A 24,607-nucleotide genomic window follows, 5' to 3' on the forward strand; every position below is an offset into this window, starting at 1 on the left:
TGGGGTTTCATCACGTATTCCCACCTTCGTATAGCTTGACAAGGGTTCAGACCGCCGATACTATCGCGAACACGATTGCCGGTGATCTGCGACCGGTTTGCTATTCTGTAAAGGACATGACGACATGGCTATTCGCATAGGAATCAACGGATTTGGACGTATCGGACGAAATGTGTTGCGGGCTTCCTTGAGGGACCCGGCTCTGGAATTTGTCGCCATCAACGACCTCACAGATGCAAAAACGCTCGCCTATCTTTTGAAATATGATTCGGTACACGGCACTCTCGATGCCACGGTGGAAGCCAAAGGGGATCAGATATTCGTCGACGGTAAGCCGATCAAGGTGCTGGCCATTAAGGATCCGAAGGAACTTCCGTGGAAGGACCTCAACGTCGACGTGGTCATCGAGTCGACGGGGCGCTTCACCGATCGCGAAAACGCCAGCAAACATTTGTCGGCCGGAGCCAAGCAGGTGATCATCTCGGCTCCCGCAACCGATCCGGATGTGACCATCGTGCTCGGCGTCAACGACGACACGTTCGACCCGAAGGCCCATCACATTATTTCGAATGCCTCCTGCACGACCAACTGCCTCGCGCCGGTCACCAAGGTATTGCTGGAAAATTTCGGCATCAAGCACGGCGTCATGACGACGATCCACTCCTATACCAACGATCAGCAGCTGCTGGATCTTCCGCATAAGGATCTGCGCCGCGCACGAGCGGCCGGCATGTCCATGATTCCGACCAGCACAGGTGCGGCCAAAGCCCTCCATCTGGTCATTCCTCAGCTGAAAGGCAAATTGGACGGATTGGCCATTCGCGTCCCGACCCCGAACGTTTCCCTGGTCGACCTCACGGTAGAAACCGAGAAAGATTGCACCATTGCCGAAGTGAATGCGGCCTTCAAGAAAGCCGCCGACGGCCCATTGAAGAATATCTTGCTCTATTCGGAAGATCCGATCGTCTCCATCGACAAAAACGGTGATCCGCACTCGGCAACGTTGGATGCACCGCTGACCAATGTGATCGATAAGCGGATGGTCAAGGTCACGGCCTGGTACGACAACGAGTGGGGCTACTCCTGCCGCGTGCGAGACTTGATCAAGTTCACCGCGGAACGGGCCAAAGGAAAGTAGCGGACGGTCGATTCGGCGGTCGCGCAGGATGTCCGCCTGAGCGCGACCTGCCGCGGAGGCCTGTAAAGGAGCTCTCATGAATTTGCGAAAGCAAACCATCGACGACGTAAAGCTTCGCGGGAAGCGCGTCATCATTCGCGCGGACTTTAACGTCCCCCTCGACGAGTCGCTCCAAATCACCGATGACACCCGCATCCGCTCCACGCTGCCGACGATCAACCGCGTCGTCGATGAAGGCGCCAAAGTTATTCTCTGCTCTCATCTGGGTCGCCCCAAGGGAGCCTTTGACCCTAAGTACAGCTTGGCTCCTGTCGCGAAACGGCTGAGCCGGTTGCTCGGCAAAGACGTGATTTTTGCACCGGACTGTATCGGTCCCGCCGTCGAAAAGCTGGTCGCCAAAATGAATCCCGGCGACGTGATGCTGCTGGAAAACCTTCGTTTCCACCCCGGTGAAGAACAAAACGATGACGCCTTCGCAAAAGCGTTGGCGGCACTGGGCGATGTCTTCGTGAACGACGCCTTCGGTGCTGCCCACCGGGCCCATGCCTCGACCGTCGGCATTACCAAGTTCATCAAAGCTTCGGCGGCCGGTGCGCTCCTGAAGAAAGAAATCGAGTATCTGGAAGGCGCCGTGGCAAACCCCGTACGCCCGTTCGTTGCCATCCTGGGTGGCGCCAAGGTGTCCGGGAAAATCGGCGTCATCGAAAACCTGGGAAAGCGCGTCGACAAGGTCATCATCGGCGGCGGCATGGCCTTTACCTTCTTGAAAGCCAAGGGCCTGGAAATCGGCAACTCCCTCGTTGAAAAAGACATGCTCGATTTTGCGCGCGGCATTGAAGAGCACGCCCTCTCCCGCGGAGTGAAGTTCTATCTTCCCGTTGATTGCGTCGTCGCTGCCAGCCGTGAGCCCGGCGCAGAAACGAAGATTGTTCCCGTGCAGGAAATCCCCAAAGGCTGGTATGGCCTGGATATCGGACCGGCGTCCGTCAAGTTATTCAGCGAAGCCCTGCAGGATGCCAAAACGATTCTCTGGAATGGTCCCATGGGAATGTTTGAAATCGACGCCTTTGCGCGCGGAACGCTGTCGGTAGCCCATGCCGTCGGCAACGCCTATGCGCTGACCATCGTCGGTGGCGGTGAAACCGCCATGGCCGTTCACCGTGCAGGAGAATCGGACAGCATCTCCTTCATTTCAACCGGCGGTGGCGCGGCCCTCGAACTCCTGGAAGGCAAACAACTCCCCGGCCTGGTTGCGCTGCCGGATCGAGCAGTCTAGACCGCTGGATCCGCTCCCAGAGTACGCCAGACTAAAGGACACCGTGCGTATACCCCTGATCGCCGGCAATTGGAAAATGAACAAGACCGCCTCAGAAGCGGCAACCTTCGTTCGTGAGTTAGCTCAAAAAGCGATTCCCTCACCGGCCGTCGAAACCGTCATCGCCCCGCCCTTTACCGCATTGGACTCCGTTCACCGCACGCTTGGTCTAGGCTCCTCCATTGGCCTGGCCGGCCAGAATCTGCATTGGGAGGATCACGGCGCCTATACCGGTGAAATCTCGGCACCGATGCTGAAAGATCTTGGCTGTCAGTATGTCATTCTCGGGCACTCCGAGCGTCGCGCCATCTTCGGTGAACGGGATGCCGTGATTCAAAAGAAACTGGCTGCCGCCTTCCGGCATGGGCTCAAGCCGATCCTCTGCGTAGGTGAATCATTGGGTGAACGTGAAGCGGGACGCACGGCCGAGATCATCACCGGACAACTCAAGGGAAGTCTGGCAGGATTTACGGCAACGCACCTGGCGACGCTGACAGTCGCCTACGAACCGGTCTGGGCAATCGGAACGGGCAAAGCCGCATCGCCTGAACAGGCGGTTCCTGTGCATCAAACGATCAGACAGTTGTTGCAGCAGGAATGGTCTTCTACCATTGCACAGGGGACCAGAATTCTTTATGGCGGAAGCGTCACCCCGCAAAACGTGGCCAGTTTTCTCGCATCGGATGAAATCGACGGAGCATTAGTCGGTGGGGCTTGCCTCCAGGTGGAGTCCTTTGCTAGTATCATCGCTCTCGCACAAAAACGAACGGGGCATTAAGCATGTTGTATACGCTGGTGGTGATTCTTCATGTGTTTGTTTGCTTCCTGATGATCGGCGCAATTTTGCTGCAATCAGGAAAGGGAGCGGAAATCGGTGCGTCCTTCGGCGGATCGAGTCAGACCGTCTTCGGAAGCCGTGGCCCTGCAAACTTCTTGAGCAAATTGACCGTCGGCGTAGCGGCCGTGTTTATGCTGACATCCTTCAGCCTGGCCATTCTCGCCAAGCAACGGAACTTCGCGTCAACCGTCATCGATCTCAAGCCCAAAGAAACGTCGTCCGCTCCTGCCGCTCCTCCGACGCCTGCCGCCGAGTCGCACCCGGCGGGAGATGCTCCGGCAGCTGCGCACTAATCCACCGTCTTTAGATAATTATTACGTTCCGTCGATAGCATGAGGCCCGCCTGCGAAGACTCGCAGGCGGGCCTCACTACATTACATTGTGCTCCTCGGAAGCTCTGCGGCAAACCACCTCTCGGATAAGCCCACCAAGTCAGGCTATCGACTGTACCATTGCAGAGCTCGACACAGTTATCAGATGCGGGTAATCCAGGACTCGTGCGCAGGATCTTCCCCGCGTACGATGGCAAAGAAAGCTTTCTGCAACGCAAGAGTGATTGGACCGGGCTTGCCCGTTCCGATTCGTCGATTATCGATTTCCCGCACCGGCGTTAGCTCGGCTGCCGTGCCAGTCACGAACACTTCGTCGGCCAAATACATTTCGTCACGGGTAAACCGCTCTTCCGTCACAGAAATATTACGTTCCCGCGCCATGTCGATAATTGAGTTTCGCGTAATGCCTTCTAGAATGGACGTCAAAGGCGTGGTTTTGATTTTCCCGCGCCGCACGATGAAAATATTCTCCCCCGTGCCCTCGGCCACATAGCCCTCAGGATCGAGCATGATGGCTTCATCGTACCCATCCGCTTTGGCCTCGCGCTTGGCAAGAATCGAGTTGACGTAATATCCGGAGATTTTCCCTCGCGTCATAGACACATTGACATGATGCCGCGTGAATGACGACACCCGCGCGCGCATTCCATTAGCCAACGCCTCGTCACCGAGGTAGGCCCCCCATCGCCAGGCGGCCACCGCCACTCTGATCGGATTGTCGCCGGGATGCACGCCCATCGCCCCATAACCGATATACACCAGAGGCCGAATGTAGCAGGCATCCAAACGGTTCGCCCGTACCGTCTCTACAATCGCTTCCGAGATCTGTTTGCGATCGTACGGCATCTCCATCATCCCGATATGAGCCGAATCAAACAGACGGTCGACATGCTCCTGAAGCCGAAAGATCGCGGACCCCGACTTGCCTTTGTAGCAACGGATTCCCTCGAATGCGGCCAATCCATAGTGCAGAGAATGCGTCAGAATATGGACGTTGGCTTCAGCCCACGGAACCAACTTGCCGTCCATCCAAATCTTGTCAACCGGCTCTAACATCGACAAATACTCCTCTGTAAACGAATCACCACTGGCGGCGAGAACGTGCGCAAACTATAGCCTGGGCCTTGAGAGGGGTCAAGCAAGCCCTAGCCTCCTCGGGTACTGTGTTCGCGGGAATACCCGCTCCGTGAGAAGGGATATTAGGATGAGGCGCAATACGAGCGCAGTCTGGCGCTCAGGAAGCTCCCGACCCGCTCCTCGCCATCCGGAGCCAGCGTCACAATCTTGGCACCGAACAGCAGACCGCGAACCCATCGAACCACCACGCGCTGAATCTCCACGGGTTCGTCTTTATCAGGCAGCGAGAGACGCAGGACCAATTCCATACCGGGCACCACCTGATGATCACCCAGGACGCGCATCCCGTTCCGCGACATATTCACCACCGTCCCCTTACCGAGAAACTCTCCCCCCATGTAATAGAGGAGACACCGGACCGGAATACGATGATAGGTTCGAATCACAAATCGCGTCGCTTGGGGCATGTCGCTCACCTCGCCAGGTAAAAGTCTGGTATACATAGCCGGTCATGCGGCTGGTTGAGAGAGCCTCAGGGTACAGCCAATGACTGACGCCCTCCTAGCCCCCAAAAGGGGGAAGGATGGAGCCTGCACCTGTCACAACAATGACCAGGGTTTGAGGGAAGTCCCGGTCATTCGCTTGACACTCGGATCACCCCTCTGTTATATGAGCCGTTCTGCTTTGGAGGAGACATAGGACATGTACGCGATTATCGAAACAGGCGGGAAACAGTATCGAGTCGAGTCTGGGTCACTGTTGCAGGTGGCCACACTTGAAGGCGATGTGGGATCAACGATTGAGCTCGACCAAGTCCGTCTCGTGCACGGAGACGGCGGGGTGGTCATCGGACAACCTCTGGTGAAGGGCGCGAAAGTCACAGCGGAAATCGTCCGGCACGGACGCACCCGCTCGATCACCGTATTCAAGAAGAAGCGACGCAAAAACTACCGGCGCACACGCGGGCATCGTCAGGGCTTTACGAGCCTGCGCATCACCGGCATTGCAACGGCATAAGCACTTTATTGAGAAGGACCTGCCATGGCAACAAACAAAGGCGGCGGATCATCACGGAACGGACGGGACAGTAACCCACAGTATTTGGGCGTGAAAGCCTATGGCGGGGAAACCGTCAAGGCGGGCAGCATCATCGTGCGTCAACGCGGGACGAAGTTCTTTCCGGGATTCAATGTTGATCTCGGACGGGATCATACATTGTTCGCGCGAGTGACCGGCGTTGTGAAGTTCGAAGGTGGAGAAGACCGACGAAAAGTCAGTGTCTACCCCACCCCTGTCAAAGCCTAATTCCCTTTCTCTTTCGCGCTCACTACTCGGCTCAAAACCACCCTGACCCTCCCCTATCGGGGGCAGGGTCAGGTATACTCTCGACCCTGGACGAGGACATGTCATGTTTGTCGACGAAGTACAGGTTTTGGTAAAAGCCGGGCGAGGCGGAGACGGATCGGGTAGTTTCCGTCGCGAAATGTTTGTCCCACGCGGCGGGCCGGACGGCGGCGACGGCGGAAACGGCGGCGATGTCATCTTCACCGCCTCGCATCGACTCACGACCCTGCTCGACCTCCGCTATCAGAGACATTATGAAGCCGAAGACGGACGGCACGGCGGCGCGTCCCACTGCAGCGGACGCCGCGGCAAGCCCGTCACCGTCGCGCTCCCCGTCGGCACCGTGATTTACGATCAGGAGACCGGCGAAGTCCTGGCCGATCTGGTTACCAACGGAGAAAGCGTCGTCATTGCCCAGGGCGGACGCGGCGGACGCGGCAATAGCCACTTTGCCACCCCCACAAACCGCGTGCCGACCCACTTCGAACATGGTACCGAGGGCGAAGCCAAGCACCTCCGCCTTGAGCTCAAGCTTCTGGCTGACGTCGGGCTCGTCGGTTTTCCAAACGCCGGTAAATCAACCCTCATCGCCGCCATTTCATCGGCGCGCCCAAAGATCGCGGACTATCCCTTCACGACGCTGATTCCCAACCTCGGCGTTGTCCGCTGGGGAACAGACCGCAGTTTTGTCGTCGCCGATATTCCCGGGTTGATTGAAGGCGCCTCCGAAGGGAAGGGCCTCGGCTTTCAGTTTCTCCGGCACATCGAACGCACCGCAATGATTCTCCACCTCGTGGATGTGTCTGAATGGGCGCCGGACGAACCAGTCCAGAGCCTGGAGGTCATGCGTCAGGAATTGGATGCCTACGACGAATCACTGAACCACCGCCCCTGTGCGATCGTAGCCACCAAAATTGATATCAGCGGAACATCCGACCGCCTGAGCCAGCTCCAAGCCTACTGCAAAAAACGCAAGTACAAGTGCTTTCCCGTATCAGCGGCCACTCGGGAAGGACTCACCGAACTCATCGCGTATGTCGGAAAACAAGTCGAGTCCCTGAGGACGACGCCGTGCGAGACGAACTCCTAAAGCAAGCCACACGCATCGTCGTGAAAGTGGGAAGCAGCCTGATCGCGTCCCGCTCGACCGGATTGCGTCCCGAACAGATCGAACGATTGGCCGGCGAAATCGCCGCGTTACGCGCAGACGGACGAGAGGTCCTCGTCGTCTCGTCCGGCGCCATCATCTCCGGCATCAAAAAGCTACAGCTCAAAGAATATCCGAAAAGCCTCCCCATCAAGCAGGCCGCCGCCGCCGTCGGACAGAGCCGGCTGATGTGGGCCTATGAGAAAGCGTTTGAGCCGCTCGGCATTCAAGTCGCCCAGATTCTACTGACTCACGAGGACCTCGCCGACCGCCGCCGCTTTCTCAACGCCCGCTACACCCTCACGGCCCTCATCGGCTTCGGCGTGTTGCCGATCATCAACGAAAACGATACCGTCGCTGTCGAAGAAATCCGCGTCGGTGACAACGATACGCTGGCCGCACAAGTCGCGCAGCTGGTCGATGCCGATTTACTTGTCATCTTGTCGGATGTCGACGGTATGTTCACCGATGATCCGCGCAAGAATCCCGACGCGACACTGATCCCGCTCATCCCGGATATCACCGAAGAAGTCGAACGCAAAGCCGGCGCCTCCAGCACCTTCGAGGGGACCGGAGGTATGGCTACGAAAGTACGCGCAGCCAAGAAGGTCGGTGAATACGGCGTTGCCACGTTGATCGTGAACGGCCAACAGCCCGGCTTGCTTCCGAGAGTCTTGAAAGGAGAGCCCGGCGGGAGCCTCTTCCTCGCGAAAGAGCGCCGCCTGAATAGCCGCAAACATTGGATCGCCTTTACCCTTCGCCCACGCGGGCACATCCGGGTCGATCAGGGTGCCGTCGAAGCTCTGACCCTGCGAGGAAAGAGCCTGCTCGCGTCAGGAATTACTGAGGTCACCGGGCAATTCGACTCGGGCGATCCGATCAGCTGTATCAATCAGGACGGAAAAGAATTTGCCAGGGGTCTCGTGAATTTCTCCTCAGAACTGTTGGGCCGCATGAAAGGACTGAAGACTCAGGACATCCAGCAACAGATTGGGCCTCAGGAATATGATGAAGTGATTCATCGCGACAATCTCGTCATTTTATAAGCACGGATACTGAGCGATGATTCCCCCCGATTCCGCCTCCTCAGTACCCGATACTCAGGACTCACATCCACACCGCCTTGGTCTCTTCGGCGGCAGCTTCAACCCCATCCACAACGGCCATCTGGCCATCGCCCGTGAGGCGCATGCGATTCTAGCCCTCGACCGGACGCTGTTCATTCCGACGGGAGACCCTCCGCACAAGCAAGATAGAGCCCTCGCTCCGACCCACCATCGATATGAAATGGCGCGTCTCGCCATCGCGGACATCCCGGGATTCGAGCTCTCCGACATTGAAATTTTGCGCCAGGGAAAATCCTACTCGATCGATACCGTTCGGGAACTTCAGCGCCGGTACGGATCTGAAACCCTGCTGTATTCCCTGATCGGCCTGGACGCCTTCCTCGATCTACCCAGTTGGCGAGAGCCCGATGCGCTGCTCGCCGCCTGCTCGTTCGTGGTCATCTCCAGGCCAGGGCAGTCCTTTCAGGCGTTGGCTACACTGCCCTTTCTTCGACACATCAGCCCCAACCAGCTGGCACCGCTGGATACCGGGACACTCGATCGGCTTGACCTGCCACTTGCGTCCGGGCAATCGATCATCTGCCTACCACTTCCCCCCTCGCCCATTTCTGCCTCCGACATCAGACACCGCATCCAGCACAGGACGATGCTGGCAAATTTGTTGCCGCCCCCTGTGGAATCTTATATACTTCGACAGCAGTTATATCGGGGGGATTCGTATCGCACGCACATCTAAGGTCACAGCTATTGATATCGGTCGAGCGATGCTCGACAAGAAGGCCCTGGATGTCCAGATCCTCCACGTCGGTCCGTTAACTTCGGTAGCAGACTACCTCGTTATTGGATCGGCAGAATCTGACCGGCAAACACGCGCCATTGCAGACCATGTCAGCGACGTCCTGACCGACAAGGGCGACCGGCCGATCAGTATCGAAGGCACCACGTCAGGCCAATGGGTCCTGATGGATTTCGGCGATGTCGTCGTACATATTTTCAGACAGGATGCCCGCGAACACTACGCGCTGGAACGTCTCTGGAGCGATGCGAAACCACTGAGCATTCCCGAAGAGAAGCCGGAAGAGAAACCCGAAAAGCCTGCAGCACCCAAACGCCGCATTATCGTCAGGACCCCCAAAGCACGAAAATCGGTCTAGACCATGTTCAGACTGCTGCTCACCATTTTCCTCATCAGCGCAGGCATCTTCATTTATAGCTATTTCCGTGAGCTGAATCCCGGCATGGTGATGGTCCGCACCAGCTCTGCCGTAGAATTTGAACTCAGCCCGGTGACGCTGGTGCTTATTTCCATGGCGCTCGGCGCCGTGGTCGTGACCTTCGTGGTGGGCTTGCAACAAACCGCGCACGCCATCACCACCTGGCAAAGCAGCCGCCTGGCACGGCGGAAAGAAAAAGTGGACGCCCTGCACCGCGAAGGCACCCACGCCTTCATGTCCAAGCGCACGGTCGAGGCCATGAGCCTCTTTGAGAAAGCACTGGCGATGGACCCCAATCGCGTGGACTCCCTGCTGTGGCTCGGCAATATCTACCGCTCCGAACTCAACTATGCCGAAGCCATCCGGCTGCACCAGCATGCCCATCGCGTCGACGATCGGAACATCGAAGTCCTGCTGGAACTAGGCAAAGATCTGGAAGGCGCCAAGCGCTATGAAGATGCGCTGCAGGCCTTGCAGAAGATCCTCAAGATCGAACCGGACAACCTGACGGCACTTATTCGCAAGCGCGACCTGCTGATCCGTTTGGAAAAGTGGAGCGATGCCCTCGAAATTCAACACCGCCTCTTAAAGGCAAATCTGCCTGAGTCAGAAAAGCAGGCCGAAGCGGATCTCCTCGTCGGCTGCATGTACGAAGTCGGTCGCCAGCTCTTGGAGCGTGGTCACCCCGACAAGGCTCGCCGGTACTTCCGCGGCGCCATCAAGAAAGATCGCAGCTTCCTGCCGGCCTACATCGGCATCGGCGAGATCCTGATCCATGAAGGCAAGACAAAGGACGCTGTTGAAATTCTGAAGAAGGTCTACAACCGGACCAGAAGCGTCATCATCCTCCATCGCTTGGAGGAACTGTTCCTGGAGCAAGGCGAGCCCAGCGAGATTATCCGCGTGTACCAGGAAGCCTTGCAGCAAGACCCGCAGAATCCTGTGCTCCAGTTCTATCTGGGCAAGCTCTACTATCGGCTTGAAATGGTCGACGAAGCGTTCGATGTGCTCTCAACCATCGAGGGACCGCAGGACCATCTCTTGGACTATCACAAGATCATGGCCAATCTATACCTGCGCAAACAACACTTCGAGCAGACTATCGTCGAACTCAAGAAAGCGCTCAGCTTCAAGAAGCGCGTGGTCGTGCCCTACATCTGTACCCAGTGTCAGCAGGAATCATTGGAATGGTCGGGCCGCTGCCGCCGTTGCGCCCGATGGAACACCCTCACCGCACTCCCCTGGCTCGAAGCCGGCCAACCGGCCGCAGGCGCAGAGAGCGACCCCTCCTCCGGCCGCGTCGTTCCCTATCAGGGCATTGCTTCTCCATTTGAAACCGTGTAGGTTTTCTCCCGTCTCGATACTGTACGACTCATATTGATCATAGCCGTTTCCCGCGCGCACGACTGAAAGGTGTCTGTCATGACCGATTACATGCAACTGGCGAACAAAGCGCTCAACGACGAGCCCCTCACGAGAGCGGAATCGCTGTCCGTCTTGAACAGCCCGGACGACGACCTCCTCGCGCTGTTGCATGCCGCCTTTCAAGTCCGCTCGAAATACTTCGGCCGTACCGTCCGCCTGCAGATGCTGCAGAACGCCAAGAGCGGCGCCTGCCTGGAAGACTGCCACTATTGTTCGCAATCGGCCGTCTCGAACGCGCCGATCGAACGCTACAATCTGCTCCCGCAGAAACAGATGATCCAGGGTGCGCGCGAAGCCGCCGCCTCGAAGGCCCAGCGCTACTGCATCGTCATCAGCGGTCGCAGCCCGTTGGATCGGGAAATCGATGAAATCGCCGGAGCTGTCCGGTCCATCAAGCAGGAAATCCCGATTCAGATCTGCTGCTCGCTCGGCTTGATGAGCGATGAACAGGCCAAGCGGTTGAAAGCCGCCGGCGTGGATCGCGTGAACCATAATCTGAACACCAGCGAAGCCTTCCACGAGTCAATTTGTACGACCCATACGTTCCAGGACCGCCTCTCGACCATCAAGAATGCGCGCGCGGCCGGATTGGAAATCTGCTCGGGCGGGATCGTTGGCATGGGGGAAAGCAACGACGACCTCATCGACCTGGCTACTGCCCTGCGTGACGTGAAACCGGACTCGATTCCCTTGAACATGCTCAATCCGGTAGAAGGCACGCCGTTGGAGAACATCGACGCCCTCACACCGCAGCGTTGCCTCAAAGTCCTCTGCCTCTTCCGTTTCCTGCACCCGCGCACGGAAATCCGCATCGCCGGCGGCCGCGAACACAATCTGCGCAGCCTCCAACCCCTCTCCCTCTACCCCGCTGACTCAGTCTTCGTGAATAACTATCTGACGACACCAGGATCCCCAGCCCCCGAAGTCTGGGGCATGATCGAAGACCTGGGTTTCAAAATCGAAGTGGATTACCAGCAGCCAGTGGCAGGGTAGGCACAGCCTAGACCGCCGTCTTTTCCAAGCGCTTGCTCCTTATTGGACCTATTGCCGATTGGGTGCTCTCCCACGACCACATAGGTCTTGGCTTCGTTCCATCGGCAAAGAGGAAAGCCAATTGAACCCCATCCCGACTCAGCGCATTGCTAAACTTAAGGAAGCAATCGCCTTGAGCTTTGCCAAGATTAGTCATCCCGCCCCAAACAATATTGCCCCTCATCAGTGCGAGGAATGTGCTGAAGCAAGAGAGACTTTCATCCAAAAAGACTGGAGGATGCTGAGTAGCGACGTCATGGAAGGCCACTTTGACCAGTTATCCTTGCTCTCACCTGAGGCGTTTCAATTCTTTCTGCCCGCATTCATGTGCTTCTCATTGGACCACTTAGACTCCCCGACATGCGAATTTACCGTCTACGCGTTGGCATTCAACTACACCAGGAAAACCAAAGAAGAGACAGATCGGCAAATAGAGTGGTGGGATTCTCGATTCAGTCTTTTTGAAAAAGATCAGCTTCTTGTTCTCATCAATTTCTTAGACCTCGTGAAAGATAGTGATGACAGGAACTACTTTCAAGACGAAGTTCAAAGAGGGAAGCACCACATCGAATTATTAGTATCTAAGTACTAATTTCCTCCTACTCCTCCCTTAACCCCTCCACCACCGGCTGTTGTGCTGCCCAGCGGGCGGGGAAGTAACCGGCGACTAGCGTTGCGGCTGCCGCTAAGCCGACGGCTTGGGCGAGGGCGCCGAAGGGAAGGATCATCTGAATCGTCCAACCAAATGATTGTTTGTTGATCACTTTAATCAGCAGCAAGGACAGCAGTCCGCCGCCAACAAGTCCCAGTGCGATGCCCACCAATCCTAGATAAGCCGCTTCCCACAAGACCAACTGTCTTATTTGCCCCTCGCTGCCGCCGATGGCACGTAGCGTGGCGAACTCCCTGCGCCTTTCGAGCACCGACGTCACCAATGTATTCACGATACCAAGCATGGCGATGATCACAGCGATCGCTTCGAGCACATAGGTCAGCAGAAAGGTCCGGTCAAAGATGTCGAGAATCTCCTTCCGCAACTCGCCGTTGCTGATGATCAGCGGTGGCAATGTCCGGTCCTGTGCTTGCTGCAAGACGGCGGCAATCGCCTGCCGGACCCGCTCCCTATCCGCCCCGTCGTTCAGATAGATCGGGAAGACCGTCACGAGTGCATCCTGCCAAAGCGATTGATAGAGCCCGCGGTCCATGACCAGCTTTCCACCGTCGGTGGCATAGTCGTAAAACACGGCCACGACCGGAAATGAGCGCGCTCCTTGCGGCGTCATGATCTCCAGCGACTGCCCTTCACGAATGCCGAGCCGGTTGGCCAGCACTTCAGATACGATAACCCCGCCGCTATCGACGGCCTGGTTCAATAGGTCGGTGGAATCCCCCTGGCGGACGAGATACTGGCTGCGCCTGGCATGGAGTCGCAAATCACGCGAGACAATCGCCACACGTTGCCCCTTCACCTCAACCCGCACATCCCGATAGGTATCCACCTCCGCCACACCGGGGATGGCGGCCAGCACTGCTTGCCAGCCTGGGGGCAGACTCTTCGTACCATTCCCGCTATTCGCCTCCCGCAGCCAGGTTGAGGGCGCGACGACGATGTCGGCGATCACAGTCTCGTTGATCCAGACTTCGACGGTGTGCCGGAAACTGCGCACCATGATGAGCACACCGATCATGATCGCCAGCCCTACCATCAGCGCCGAAACCGTCACGCCGTTCCGGCCTGGATTTCTCGCCGCATGCTCCACGGCGATCTCTCGCATCGCACCTTGCACGCCGGCGAGTCGTTCGCCCTGTAGCGTCCGCTTTCTCCACCCAGTAATACAGAACGGCGCGAGGCACGACAGTCCGGCCAATAAACAGAACGTGGCGAGATAGCCCCAAATCGGCACGCCGCCCAACGGTCCGGCTAGAGCAAGCAGTCCGGCGATCAAGAGCAATCCGAGTCCGCCAGCCGCCAATCCCCCCACACGCACCTGTCGGCTGCTCTCGTAATCACCGGGAGCTAACGCCCGCACGGTGGCGGTTCGGCTGGCATCGAGGCTCGGTCCGATCGCCCCGATCATGGAGACGAGACAGCCGATCAGAATCCCTTCACCCGATGCCTGCCAGAGTTCAGCTGAGTCGAACCAGGATGCGGATCCCTGAGCCACCGGGGTGTAGAGATCAGAAATCGTCTGGCTGACCAGTATGACGAGTTTTTGCGCCAGCAGAATACCGCCCACGCTCCCGACAATCCCACCCAACAGCCCGAACAAAGCGGCCTCGGTCAGGAAGAGCCATGCCACACGGGACTGGGTCATGCCGATCGCGCGGTAGATGCCGATCTCACGTCGGCGCTGCGCCACGGCGAAGGCCATCGTGTTGTAGATGAGAAACATACCGACGAGCAGTCCGACCCAACTCAATACGGTGAGATTCAATCGGAACGCCCGCACCATCTGCTCAACCTGGCGCGTCCGGCTCGCCGGCCGCTCGACCGTGACATGCGGCGGCACAACGGCGCGCACGGCCTGCGCCGCTACATCAATCTCGACCTCCGGGCTTGTGACCAAATCGATTCGGTCCAACTTCCCGATCATGCCAAACAGAACTTGGGCGGCGGCAATGTCCATGATCGCCACATGATCCCAGGATGAGACCCGATCGGATTGGTCCTGAATCACACCGGCAATCCGCGCTTGCACCTGCCGAGCCCCGACTTGGAGCTGAACGGTACTTCCCTTCACAAGATGCCACTCAGCCGCCAGCTTTCTTCCAAGATACAGGCTGTCGGCTTTCAGTAAGCCAGCGAGCGGATTGTCATCCTGTCCCTGCATGACTCGAAACCCGCGCGAGTCAAACTCCGCCAGCAGATCCAGGCCAATCACTTGCAGCGCCCCACTCGGTTGCCCGGCATCGAGCCGCACCGCCGTCTGCACGATGACCGGTGTCGCAGAAGCCAAGCCCGGCACTTCCCGCACCTTCGCAATCAGCTGCTCATCCAGTCCGAAATCTCCTCCGGAGATCTCCAAGGTGGTCGGACCGGCAACGGTCAGCACCGCCTGCTCAAATGAATGCAGCACTTCCACATTGGCTGTTCGCACCGCCACGGACGCCGCCACACCCAGCGCCACCCCCACAATCGTGAGGCCGGTCCGAAACGGCCGCTGAGTCATATGAGAGAGAAGAAGGAGCGCGACAACTTTCAACCAGGCCATTGTGCGGCTCCTAGAGATACGGCTTTTATCTGCACTTACGTAGAACCACGGCGAAGGGAAACACCTACAGACACGAGGGATTTACGGGCTGCACAGAATGGCCGTTTCGTTTACAGGCCGCCGACCCTTTGCTAGATTGACGAGGAACATTTGATCGGGAGTTACACATGGCACGTAGTCGAGGGAACAACGCACTTCAGCTGGACCGAGGCCCGAAGGCCGAGTTCTCCATTACCCCCCGGCAACGGGAAATTCTCAAGATGGTCGCCCTCGGCCATACGAATCGTGAGATTGCGGAAACACTGGCCATCAGCATCCGCACCGTCGAGGTGCATCGCTTCAATCTGATGCGGCGGCTGAACGTCCGAAACGTGGCGCAGTTACTTCGCCAAGGCCTTCAGCAGGGATTACTGCCTCGCAACTTCGGCCTCAAGTAGCGTCAGAGCTCTTTGACCTTCCCCCGACATTCTGTCACCGATCCGTAGCCCTTCTTCTTGAGCTGTGCCGCGAGTTCGGCCTCCAGCCGTCCGAAGGCTCCCAGCCCCTCTTCAACCAAAACAGTGCCGACCTGCACAGCCGAGGCTCCACAGAGGAAATGCTCGAAGGCATCGACACCGTTCATGACGCCGCCGGTGCCGATGATGGGAATCTTTCCCTGAAAGATTTTGTAGAAGGCGCGGACATTCGCCAGCGCCACGGCCTTGATGATCGTGCCGCCCAACCCGCCGAATCCACCCTTCGGCTTGATCACAACTTCTTCACGGTCCGGATCCACCACCAACCCGTTGCCGACCGAATTAATCATATTGAGGAAATCGACTTCGCAACGGCCAATGACTTTTCCCATGACCTCGTGATGCGCCGGATCGAAATACGGCGGCAACTTCACGCCCATCGGAACGGTGATGACTTTGCGCACGCGCTTGAGCAACCGCTCGGACGCTTCCGGGTCGTACCCGATCTGCGGCTTGCCGGGAATATTCGGGCAGGAGAGATTCACTTCGATCAAGTCGGGCTTCGCCGCGTTGATCACGGCCGCGATCGTCGGAAAATCGTCTTCACACAGTCCCGCCACGCTCGCGATCACCGGCTTACCGAACTGTTTCAATTCGGGAATGAGTTCGGCATAGGCGCGATAGCCGAGGTTGGGCAATCCCATCGAATTGATCGAGCCGCCGGGGAATCCATAGTAGCGGGGCTCCGGATTCCCCTGGCGCGCCTCGACGGTCATCGACTTGGTGACTATGGCTCCCGCGCGCGACTTGCCCAGCGCCACCAGTTCGTCACGCGTGACACAGAGCGCGCCGGCTGCGTTCATCACGCAGCTGGGAAACTTCACCCCTGCAATCGTCGTGGAAAGATCGGTCATGCTACCCCCGTTAAAGCCGGCGATGGCGTGCGCGCAACCAGCCGCCCGTCCTGCATCGTCCAGATATAGTCGGCACATTCCGCGGCAGTCTGGCTATGCGTCACCAGTAAGACGGTGACGCTGTCTGCTTTCGCCAGAGATCGAATCAACGTCATGATTTCCGCCCCCTGATGCGAATCGAGATTTCCTGTCGGTTCATCGGCCAGCAGCAATTTCGGCCGGTGCGCAAGCGCACGGGCAATCGCCACCCGCTGTTGCTCACCACCCGACAACTCTCCGGGGCGGTGATGCTTCCGATGCCCCATATGGACCAACTCCAATACGCTCTCCGCCCGCTGTGCAACCGACCGACCGCCGTCTCCGCGCAACATCAATGGCAGCGCCACATTCTCCAGGGCCGTCAGCCCTGGGACTAAGTGAAAGGCTTGAAACACAATACCGATCAATTCCCTCCGCGCCAAGGTCCACTCGTGACTGGTAAATGTGGTGGTCGCGCGCCCGTCGAGATAGAGTTCTCCGGATGAAGGCCGATCAAGACCGCCCACCAGATTCAGCAATGTACTCTTCCCGCATCCGCTGGGTCCGACGAACGCGCAGAATTCGCCGCGTGCGACATCAAGACTGACACCATGCAACGCCGCGACCGTGGCCTCGCCACGCGCATACGTTTTGGACAACTGGGCCAGCTTCACCATGCCTGCGGCACACCTTAGATTCTGCCATGTCTGTAGAATGATCATCCTCGTATAACACAACCATTTAGAGCCTCACAACCTTGACAGTCGAGGGCTCCTCGCCCTACAACCAGCCGCATCACTCCCTGTCTGAGGGTGACGCATGATGGAATCGTGGCCGCGGAAATTGCCAGGCTTGATACGGCACGCCGTCCGATTTTTTCTGCCGGCTGACTGTGCCACCTGCGGAGTACCGCTTACGACCGATCCCGTCCCGCTGTTTTGCACGACCTGCTGGGAGACCATCGCTCCGCTCAGGCTGGCCCGCTGCTCGCAATGCGATCGTCCGTTGCCCTCGCCCATCGCACTCACCTACAGTCCCACCCATCGCTGCCACCACTGCGTGGTTCGCCCGCCCGCCTATGCAAAGGCCTGGACCCTGTATCCCTATCTGCCTCCCCTACAAGACGCGATCTGTCTGTTCAAGTACCGTGGGAAAGTCTCGCTGGCCAAGCCGCTTGGACAATTGCTGATCAACGCCCTCCCGGCTGCGCTGGATGCAGACCTCGTCATTCCCGTGCCGTTGCATCCAACCCGTTTGAGAGAGCGTGAGTTCAATCAATCGCTGCTACTTGCCGATCAAGTGGCCACACACCTCCATCTCCCTCTTTCGTTTACGAATCTCGTTCGGAGCGTCCCGTCAGAACCCCAAAGCACGTTGTCACGAAAAGAGCGGATGAAGAACCTTCGCCGGGCGTTTATCATTCGTCGCCCTGAATTGGTTGCTCAGAAACGCATCCTTCTTATCGATGACGTCTTTACGACTGGCACAACCGTGAATGAATGTGCCAAGGTGCTCCGGAAGGCCGGAGCGGATGCCATCTTCGTCCTGACACTGGCGCGAACGATCGAGTCGAACGTCGTGCCGGATCGAATCCTGGCCCAACGCGCCAACGGTCTACTCGAAGTCTTGAAGGGCTAGCCATGCCGATCTATGAATACTTCTGCCGCGATTGCCGCAAGCGAAGCACCTTGCTCATACTCAGCCTATCCAGTCCGACTCCACCTGCATGCAAACACTGCGGGAGCCTGGCCGTCGACCGCCTCCTGTCAGGATTCTCCTCTCCAAAGTCCGAAGAGGCTCGGCTTGCATCCCTTTCAGACTCCGACAACCTCGACGGGCTGGATGAAAACGATCCGGAGTCCATGTCTCGCTTTATGAAGCACATGGGGGACGAGATGGGTGAGGACGTCGAACAAGATGTCGAAGCTATGATGGATTCAGCCGACAATGGGGCCTCCCATGACGGGAGCACTGACAGTCTATGACAGGCATTGTCATGTATTTTTACTTGACAATCCTCCCTCACTCTCTAAAATGGCCCTTACCTTCTGGAGTTTTATGAGAAACAGACCCTCTCAGAACAGGTGGGACGATGGGGACAGCCCCGAAGAGCGAATTGATGACGGTGTCGGAGACGTGTCTGTACCTGAAGATTACGACCCGCACCCTCTATCGCTATATACAGAACAGACAGATTCCAGCCTTCAAGCTTGGGAAAGAATGGCGATTCGTACGTTCGGATCTGGAACAGTGGATCCGCGACCGGACCAGAACCGCCCTCCCGTCATAAACTAGGATCGACCTATGTTCGCTGGCGAATATCTGTGCAAAGTGGATGAGAAGGGACGTTTTATCGTCCCCTCCCCGATCCGCGAGCAGATTGAAGCCGACGGCCAGGCCGTCACGTTCCTCAAGGGCCCGGAACAATCCCTCCTCATCTATTCCTTGAAGGAATGGGAAAAGGTGTTAGACCGAACCAAGACGACGCTCGACGAAGACCAGAGCCGTCTCTTTATGCACTTTGTCGTGTCCGAGGCAGGCACGTCGGAAATCGACAAGACCGGACGCATCCTCATTCCAGGCCGTTTACGCAAACAGATCCCCCTGGATGAAGATCTCGAAATCATTCTGGTCGGGATGTATCATCGGATGGAAGTCTGGAACCCCAGTGAGTGGCGCCGCTACATTGCCCGCACCGAAGATCGCTACGAACAGAACATGTCGAAGATCCAGAACCTCCTGTAAGTTCACTCCATGCCTGCCGGACGACGTCGCACAGGCTCCCACCGCTCACAAGTCTCCGTTCGCGTCGTCTCCTATCGACCGGCAGCCAAATCTGAGCCCGTGTCGAAGCAACCGTCCGCCTCCGATCTACGCCCAACGGTTCGACAAACCCATCCACGAGTGCCCCTTCACATCCCTGAGTCATCCGCCGTCGTGACAGGCGAATCCCTCGACATCACGCTGCCGGTTCCCCCCAGCATCAATCACCAATACGCCACGGTCCAAGGCCGTCGGGTTCTCTCTTCAGCGGGTCGAACGTACAAGGAGCATGTCGGGCAACAGATCTGGCTGGCTCTGTCTCGATCGCCCCATAAGCGAGCGTTGCTGCATCGGCTTCAATCGGAATCCTTGGCCCTCTCTATCCGCTTTTATTTCACCTCGCCGCTCCGCCGCGATGTCGATGGCGGGCTCAAAATCGCCCAGGACGCCCTCTGTGAAGGCATCGGCCTCAATGACAATCGTATTGTGGAAACCCATCTCTACAAAGATGTCGATCGAGCCAATCCCCGCATCCGAATTGCCCTCTCCCTGGCCGCTCGATAGTCGCCCCAATTCATCCCTGCAGCTTTAGATTCCAGCAAATCCGACCGATACGGGTGTGAACTCTTTCATCTATTGATCTTACTCCTAGCCATGGCCACGAAGACTATTTCGATCGATCAACTGCGCATTGGAATGTACGTCGCCAAAATCGACCTCTCCTGGTTTCGATCACCATTCCTCCGGCGCTCCTTGCTCATCAAACAGACCCCTCAAATTGAAAAACTACGCCGCGCCGGAGCCAAACAGATCGTCATCGATCTACTCCGCGGAGATGATGTCGCAGCGCCAATTGATCTTGATCCGCCGGTCTCCTCGCAAACGATCACCCTGGCACCGCAAACCCCTCCCTTGAAATCGGCTCCCAAGCCGCTCAGCCAGCTGAACGAAGAATACGCCCAGGCGCTGGTTGCCAGAAAACAACTGGAACAAACCGTTCATACGGTCTTCTCAGCAATATCGAAACGGGGATCTGTCGATCCTCAGGTAGCGGCGGAAGCGGTTCAGGAAGTTGCGATCGTCACCAGGACCCTCCCCAACTCAGCCATCTTCATGGCGCTCAGCCAGCAGCGGGCAGGTGACTCGTCGCTCAGCCAACATGCCCTGTCCACCTGCACCTTAGCCCTTGTGGTGGGACAATCGTTCGGCTACAACCCGCTCGAACTCCAGGAGCTGGCCACAGCGGCACTGCTTCACGATATCGGCTTAGTCCAGATTCCAGACGCGATCATTCAGCGAAGCGCCAACACCTCCAATCCACTGCCCGCACACGACCGACGCATTCTTCAGTCACATCCGCGCTTGGGCATCCTCGCGCTCGAACGCCAGGGAGGGTTTGGAACCAGAGTCTTACAGATGATCGGGGAACACCATATCCGTCTCGATGATTCCGGCTATCCCCCAGGCACCAAAGGCGAGTTTACGTCAGAGCGATCGCGCATCCTGATGATTGCCGATTACTACGACGAGCTGCTTACCGGATTCGGCGGAGCCTCGCCACTCGCGCCCCATCAAGCGCTCCAACGGATTTTTCGAGAATCTCAGGAAGGCGCCTTCGATCAGGTAATTCTTTCGCGGTTCATCAAGTTGATCGGCATCTACCCCGTCCACAGCCGCGTGCGATTGAACACCAATGAGCGAGCGGTTGTGACGGAGCTGAATCCATCGACGCTGCACCAGCCCGTTGTCACGATCACGCACACTCCCAGCGGAAGTGAACCGCCCACTCCCCTCGTCGTCGACCTGTCAGACCCAGCGAATGCCGCCCCGGAGCGTGTTATTGATACGGTACTGGATTCCCCGGAACACCTCCATCCCGCCCCTTCTTCACGAGCAGCCTAGCCCGCAGCAGAGCGCGCATCGGCACGTCGCCTATATCACCTGCGCATGCAGACGATAGACCCGCTGAAAGGATTGCTACTCGTAGCGTAACGCGTCAATGGGATTGAGGCGCGCCGCTTTATGGGCTGGATAGAGACCGAAGAAAAGACCCACTGCAAGCGAGAAGAGAAACGCGGCCAGCACTGTATTCCCGGAGATGATCGTCGGCCATCCGGCAATGACCGTGGTTAACCGGGCTCCCGCAATACCGAACAGAATGCCGAGCGTCCCGCCGACCACACTCAACGTCATCGCCTCGATTAAAAACTGCATGAGAATATGCCGCCGCTTGGCGCCGACCGCCATCCGAATACCGATTTCCCGCGTCCGCTCGGTCACCGACACCAGCAAGATATTCATAATACCAATGCCGCCGACCAGCAGCGAAACCGCCGCAATGGAGAGCAACATGACCGTCAACGTCTGGCTCGTGCCTTCTTGAACTTTCCCAATATCGACCTGCGTGCGGATCGTAAAATCATCGCCTTGTTCAACCTGGAGCCGGTGCCGGGCCCGCAAGAACTCACGAATCTGGTCGACGGCGGCAAATAAATCTTCCTGCCTCTCTGTGGCGGCAAACAACGCGCCGACCGATCCGATAAATTGCGTCCCGAACACCTTCCGCTCCGCGGTACTGAACGGGATGAACACGATATCGTCCTGATCCGACCCTTGAGCCGATTGCCCCTTCGGAGCCAGCACCCCGATCACGCGAAACGGCACATTCTTGATGCGAATGACCGAACCGACCGGCTCCTCGCCCGCCTCAAACAGATTCTCCACCACTGTTTGCCCGACCAGCGCCACACGCACTGCGGCATCCAAATCCGCCTGAGTAAACGGGCCCCCGCTGGTAAAGGACCAGTCCCGGATCGTCAGATAGCTGGGGGACACTCCATTCACGGGCCCGTTCCAGTTCTTGTTCCCGTTCACACTCTGCATGACATCGCGTTTCGCCCAGCCGGTATCCTGCAGCAGCGGAATCCGCTTCTTCATCTCCAGCGCATCGGACACCGTCAGCGTAACCGCGCCCCCCTGCCCGCCTCGAACGCCGCCGACGGTCGTCGACCCAGGCAGCACGATGATGACATTGGTGCCCATGCTGGCGACTTGCGCCTGCACGGCGGCCTTGGCCCCTTCCCCGATACTGACCATCGCAATCACCGCACCGACCCCGATGACGATCCCCAGCATCGTCAGTCCGGCTCGCAGCCGATTGCGACTGAGAACACGGATCGCAGTCATCAGCGTGAGAAGGAGAAAGGCCGGCATCACTGCCTCGCCAGCGACGTCGAAGGCGCGGGCTTGGTGCGTCGATCGGTAAGGACCTGGCCGTCTTTGATCACAATTTCACGGGCGGCATAGGTCGCAATGTCGGGTTCATGCGTCACCAGAATTACCGTGATCCCCGCTTCCTTATTCAGCCGATCAAGAATGGTCATGATTTCACGGCTCGACTCCGTATCCAGGTTTCCAGTCGGTTCGTCGGCCAGCAACAGAGATGGCGTCGTGACCAGCGCACGGGCAATGGCCACCCGTTGTTGCTGCCCGCCGGACAATTGCGTCGGATAATGCTGCTCCCGTCCTTTCAACCCCACACGCTCGAGTGCCGCCGCCGCCAGCGTCCGCTGTTCGCGAAGCGGGAGGCCGCGATAAAAGAGCGGCAGCTGCGCATTCTCCAACGCGCTGGTGCGGGGGATCAGATTGAAGCTTTGAAAGACAAACCCGATCTGCCGGTTCCGGATCTCCGCCAGCTCATCGGCGTGAAGCGCCGCGACATCGACGCCGTTCAACCAATAATGGCCGTTGCTGGGCTGATCCAAACAGCCCAGCATGTTCATCAGCGTCGACTTCCCCGATCCTGATGAACCCATGATCGCGACAAACTCGCCTTGTTCGATGGTGAGATTCAACCCGCGAAGGGCCTGCACTTCCACATCGCCCAGACGATACACTTTCCACACATCTTGGCATTGAATCAACGAGACCTGTCGACCATTGCCGCTAGTCATGGGCATTCAGTCTCTTCGGCATGGGAACCACCGCAACAGAGCGAGGATGCATTCCGACTACACACCCCGATCACGCGTACGGCGCTGTCCGCCGCCGCCACCGAAACCGGGCGGGAGCTCGCTCCCTTGTCGATTTGCCCGAGGCATGTCGAGCCCCACGATCACCGTATCCTGCTCTCCAAGCGAGCCGCCGACGACCTCCGTCCAAACACCATCGGAAATCCCCGTCTGAACCGACACGGAGACCAGCTCACCGGACTCCTCCTGCATCCACACCCTACGGGTAGGATTTCCAGGGTCCGCGGGACCGGACGATGGTCGGCTCGCCGCCGGCCGGCCTTCGGCCTTCACGCCTTTCCCTTCAGCCGATCCGCCTTCCGCACGGTCGCTCTTGGGCGGGGTAAAACGCAACGCCGCGTTCGGCACCTTGAGAACTTGCTCTTTTTGAGCCACGACAATGGAAACATTCGCCGTCATCCCGGGCTTCAGACGCAAATCCTGATTGTCGACGGCGACCACGACATTGTAGGTCACCACATTCTGCACATTGATCGGCGCCAACCGCACCTGGCGGATCACACCTGAAAACCGCACACCGGGATACGCATCCACGGAAAATGTGGCATCCTTTCCCTCCCCGATCCCGCCGATATCCGACTCACTCACATTGGTATCCACCTGCATCTTCGTCAGGTCGAGTGCGATGAGGAACAGATTCGGCGTAGCGAAACTGGCCGCAACGGTCTGCCCGACCTCAATATTTCTGGCCACCACAATGCCATCGACGGGTGAGCGAATCGTGGTGTATTTCAGCTCCAGCTCAGCCGAGTTCAATGCCGCGTCCGCCTGACGGACTTGCGCCTCGGCCACATGCACCTGCGCTTCCGCGCCCTGCGCGTTGGTCACGGCCACATCCACATCATTCTGCGAGACAAAGTTCTGATCGATCAGAGAACGGACCCGTTCAAGTTCTCGTTTGCGCTGCGCTCCGTCGGTCTTGGCCCGAGCCACATTCGCCCGCGCCATTTCCAGATTACTCGCAGCCTGGTCCCGGCGGGCCTTAAACGGTTCCGGATCGATCACGGCGACGACGTCGCCGGCCCTCACCCGTGAATTGAAATCCGCATGAAGACTTTTGATCATCCCGGAGACTTGGGAGCCGACTTGCACCGACACCACCGGATTGATCGTGCCTGTCGCACTCACGACGGAGACAACGGAGCCGCGCTCGACCGCGGCGGTCCGGTACCGCACCGGCGCCTTGCGTTCTCCGGTGAAGAACACATACCCACCGATGGCAAGCCCCACCGCCAAAATACCGAGCACGATACCGAATCGTCGCATAGGGAGGTCCTTATCCGAT

28 protein-coding genes are annotated in these 24,607 nt (G+C 58.0%); 20 read left to right on the forward strand and 8 right to left on the reverse strand.

From position 1 onward, the window contains the following. The first annotated feature begins 124 nt into the window (after positions 1–124). The 4 genes from gap to secG all read left to right on the forward strand — a co-directional run bounded on the left by gap (position 125) and on the right by secG (position 3,584). Positions 125–1,138, forward strand: a complete 1,014-nt coding sequence (gene gap, locus NITLEN_RS01680; protein ID WP_121987844.1) for a type I glyceraldehyde-3-phosphate dehydrogenase — start codon at positions 125–127, stop codon at positions 1,136–1,138. Positions 1,139–1,214: 76 nt separating this feature from the next. Beyond that, positions 1,215–2,414, forward strand: a complete 1,200-nt coding sequence (locus tag NITLEN_RS01685) for a phosphoglycerate kinase (protein ID WP_121987845.1) — start codon at positions 1,215–1,217, stop codon at positions 2,412–2,414. Between the two features lie 43 nt (positions 2,415–2,457). After that, entirely contained in the window at positions 2,458–3,231 is a 774-nt protein-coding gene (gene tpiA, locus NITLEN_RS01690; protein ID WP_121987846.1) for a triose-phosphate isomerase, read from the forward strand. 2 nt (positions 3,232–3,233) lie between these two features. Then, on the forward strand, positions 3,234–3,584 hold the full coding sequence (gene secG, locus NITLEN_RS01695; RefSeq protein ID WP_121987847.1) for a preprotein translocase subunit SecG: 351 nt from the start codon (positions 3,234–3,236) through the stop codon (positions 3,582–3,584). 180 nt (positions 3,585–3,764) lie between these two features. On the opposite strand, the gene NITLEN_RS01700 is transcribed toward secG, so the two are convergent. Together NITLEN_RS01700 and NITLEN_RS01705 are read right to left on the reverse strand one after the other, a co-directional pair. Beyond that, positions 3,765–4,679, reverse strand: a complete 915-nt coding sequence (locus NITLEN_RS01700; RefSeq protein ID WP_121987848.1) for a branched-chain amino acid transaminase — start codon at positions 4,677–4,679, stop codon at positions 3,765–3,767. A 143-nt stretch (positions 4,680–4,822) separates the two neighbouring features. Further along, positions 4,823–5,167, reverse strand: a complete 345-nt coding sequence (locus NITLEN_RS01705; protein WP_181416574.1) for a PilZ domain-containing protein — start codon at positions 5,165–5,167, stop codon at positions 4,823–4,825. Between the two features lie 235 nt (positions 5,168–5,402). On the opposite strand from NITLEN_RS01705, the gene rplU reads away from it, so the two are divergent. The 9 genes from rplU (at position 5,403) to NITLEN_RS01750 (ending at position 12,521) form a co-directional block, all read left to right on the forward strand. Then, positions 5,403–5,717 carry a 50S ribosomal protein L21 gene (gene rplU / locus NITLEN_RS01710; RefSeq protein ID WP_121987850.1) on the forward strand — a complete coding sequence of 105 codons (315 nt, stop codon included), beginning with the start codon at positions 5,403–5,405 and terminating at the stop codon, positions 5,715–5,717. A gap of 24 nt (positions 5,718–5,741) precedes the next feature. Continuing rightward, positions 5,742–6,005 carry a 50S ribosomal protein L27 gene (gene rpmA / locus NITLEN_RS01715; RefSeq protein ID WP_121987851.1) on the forward strand — a complete coding sequence of 88 codons (264 nt, stop codon included), beginning with the start codon at positions 5,742–5,744 and terminating at the stop codon, positions 6,003–6,005. Positions 6,006–6,108: 103 nt separating this feature from the next. Then, positions 6,109–7,134 (forward strand): GTPase ObgE, encoded by a 1,026-nt coding sequence (obgE, locus tag NITLEN_RS01720; protein WP_121987852.1) that lies wholly within the window; start codon positions 6,109–6,111, stop codon positions 7,132–7,134. After that, positions 7,116–8,237, forward strand: a complete 1,122-nt coding sequence (gene proB, locus NITLEN_RS01725) for a glutamate 5-kinase (RefSeq protein WP_121987853.1) — start codon at positions 7,116–7,118, stop codon at positions 8,235–8,237. Before obgE ends, proB begins: the two co-directional genes overlap by 19 nt. Positions 8,238–8,253: 16 nt before the next feature. Continuing rightward, entirely contained in the window at positions 8,254–8,994 is a 741-nt protein-coding gene (gene nadD, locus NITLEN_RS01730; protein ID WP_121987854.1) for a nicotinate-nucleotide adenylyltransferase, read from the forward strand. A gap of 28 nt (positions 8,995–9,022) precedes the next feature. Beyond that, positions 9,023–9,412 carry a ribosome silencing factor gene (gene rsfS / locus NITLEN_RS01735; RefSeq protein ID WP_121987855.1) on the forward strand — a complete coding sequence of 130 codons (390 nt, stop codon included), beginning with the start codon at positions 9,023–9,025 and terminating at the stop codon, positions 9,410–9,412. A 3-nt stretch (positions 9,413–9,415) separates the two neighbouring features. After that, positions 9,416–10,816, forward strand: coding sequence for a tetratricopeptide repeat protein (locus NITLEN_RS01740; protein WP_121987856.1), 1,401 nt, complete (start codon positions 9,416–9,418; stop codon positions 10,814–10,816). Positions 10,817–10,894: 78 nt separating this feature from the next. After that, positions 10,895–11,890 (forward strand): biotin synthase BioB, encoded by a 996-nt coding sequence (gene bioB, locus NITLEN_RS01745; RefSeq protein ID WP_121987857.1) that lies wholly within the window; start codon positions 10,895–10,897, stop codon positions 11,888–11,890. Positions 11,891–12,011: 121 nt separating this feature from the next. Beyond that, complete coding sequence (locus NITLEN_RS01750) at positions 12,012–12,521, forward strand: DUF6714 family protein (protein ID WP_121987858.1); 510 nt, start codon at positions 12,012–12,014, stop codon at positions 12,519–12,521. 7 nt (positions 12,522–12,528) lie between these two features. On the opposite strand, the gene NITLEN_RS01755 is transcribed toward NITLEN_RS01750, so the two are convergent. Next, a complete protein-coding gene (locus NITLEN_RS01755) occupies positions 12,529–15,141 on the reverse strand; it encodes an FtsX-like permease family protein (protein WP_121987859.1) in 2,613 nt (870 codons plus the stop codon). Positions 15,142–15,308: 167 nt separating this feature from the next. Between NITLEN_RS01755 and NITLEN_RS01760 the strand changes: the two genes are divergently transcribed. Continuing rightward, on the forward strand, positions 15,309–15,578 hold the full coding sequence (locus tag NITLEN_RS01760) for a LuxR C-terminal-related transcriptional regulator (protein WP_121987860.1): 270 nt from the start codon (positions 15,309–15,311) through the stop codon (positions 15,576–15,578). Positions 15,579–15,580: 2 nt separating this feature from the next. Here NITLEN_RS01760 and NITLEN_RS01765 read toward each other — a convergent pair whose 3' ends face one another. Further along, complete coding sequence (locus tag NITLEN_RS01765) at positions 15,581–16,510, reverse strand: dihydroorotate oxidase (protein WP_121987861.1); 930 nt, start codon at positions 16,508–16,510, stop codon at positions 15,581–15,583. After that, positions 16,507–17,205 (reverse strand): ABC transporter ATP-binding protein, encoded by a 699-nt coding sequence (locus NITLEN_RS01770; protein WP_219999366.1) that lies wholly within the window; start codon positions 17,203–17,205, stop codon positions 16,507–16,509. Before NITLEN_RS01770 ends, NITLEN_RS01765 begins: the two co-directional genes overlap by 4 nt. Before the next feature lie 142 nt (positions 17,206–17,347). On the opposite strand from NITLEN_RS01770, the gene NITLEN_RS01775 reads away from it, so the two are divergent. From NITLEN_RS01775 to NITLEN_RS01800, 6 genes are all read left to right on the forward strand, one after another. Further along, positions 17,348–18,166, forward strand: coding sequence for a ComF family protein (locus NITLEN_RS01775; RefSeq protein WP_121987863.1), 819 nt, complete (start codon positions 17,348–17,350; stop codon positions 18,164–18,166). Positions 18,167–18,168: 2 nt separating this feature from the next. After that, on the forward strand, positions 18,169–18,513 hold the full coding sequence (locus tag NITLEN_RS01780; protein WP_121987864.1) for an FmdB family zinc ribbon protein: 345 nt from the start codon (positions 18,169–18,171) through the stop codon (positions 18,511–18,513). 107 nt (positions 18,514–18,620) lie between these two features. Beyond that, positions 18,621–18,818 (forward strand): helix-turn-helix domain-containing protein, encoded by a 198-nt coding sequence (locus tag NITLEN_RS01785; RefSeq protein ID WP_121987865.1) that lies wholly within the window; start codon positions 18,621–18,623, stop codon positions 18,816–18,818. Between the two features lie 14 nt (positions 18,819–18,832). Continuing rightward, complete coding sequence (locus NITLEN_RS01790; protein ID WP_121987866.1) at positions 18,833–19,273, forward strand: division/cell wall cluster transcriptional repressor MraZ; 441 nt, start codon at positions 18,833–18,835, stop codon at positions 19,271–19,273. Between the two features lie 192 nt (positions 19,274–19,465). Next, the gene (locus NITLEN_RS01795) at positions 19,466–19,855 is read left to right on the forward strand and encodes a RusA family crossover junction endodeoxyribonuclease (RefSeq protein WP_181416575.1); all 390 of its coding nucleotides are present in this window, start codon (positions 19,466–19,468) and stop codon (positions 19,853–19,855) included. A 90-nt stretch (positions 19,856–19,945) separates the two neighbouring features. Further along, positions 19,946–21,193 carry a cyclic di-GMP phosphodiesterase gene (locus tag NITLEN_RS01800; RefSeq protein WP_121987868.1) on the forward strand — a complete coding sequence of 416 codons (1,248 nt, stop codon included), beginning with the start codon at positions 19,946–19,948 and terminating at the stop codon, positions 21,191–21,193. Positions 21,194–21,268: 75 nt separating this feature from the next. Here the strand turns inward: NITLEN_RS01800 and NITLEN_RS01805 are convergent, their stop codons facing one another. Genes NITLEN_RS01805 through NITLEN_RS01815 form a run of 3 tightly spaced genes read right to left on the reverse strand, consistent with a single transcriptional unit; the run spans position 21,269 to position 24,588 of the window. After that, positions 21,269–22,504, reverse strand: coding sequence for an ABC transporter permease (locus tag NITLEN_RS01805; RefSeq protein WP_121987869.1), 1,236 nt, complete (start codon positions 22,502–22,504; stop codon positions 21,269–21,271). Then, a complete protein-coding gene (locus NITLEN_RS01810) occupies positions 22,504–23,244 on the reverse strand; it encodes an ABC transporter ATP-binding protein (RefSeq protein ID WP_121988534.1) in 741 nt (246 codons plus the stop codon). The genes NITLEN_RS01805 and NITLEN_RS01810 overlap by 1 nt, the downstream gene beginning before the upstream one ends. Positions 23,245–23,301: 57 nt before the next feature. Then, complete coding sequence (locus NITLEN_RS01815) at positions 23,302–24,588, reverse strand: efflux RND transporter periplasmic adaptor subunit (RefSeq protein ID WP_121987870.1); 1,287 nt, start codon at positions 24,586–24,588, stop codon at positions 23,302–23,304. Positions 24,589–24,607: the final 19 nt, after the last annotated feature.

The sequence above is a fragment of the Nitrospira lenta genome, assembly GCF_900403705.1.
Classification (GTDB): Bacteria; Nitrospirota; Nitrospiria; order Nitrospirales; family Nitrospiraceae; genus Nitrospira_D; species Nitrospira_D lenta.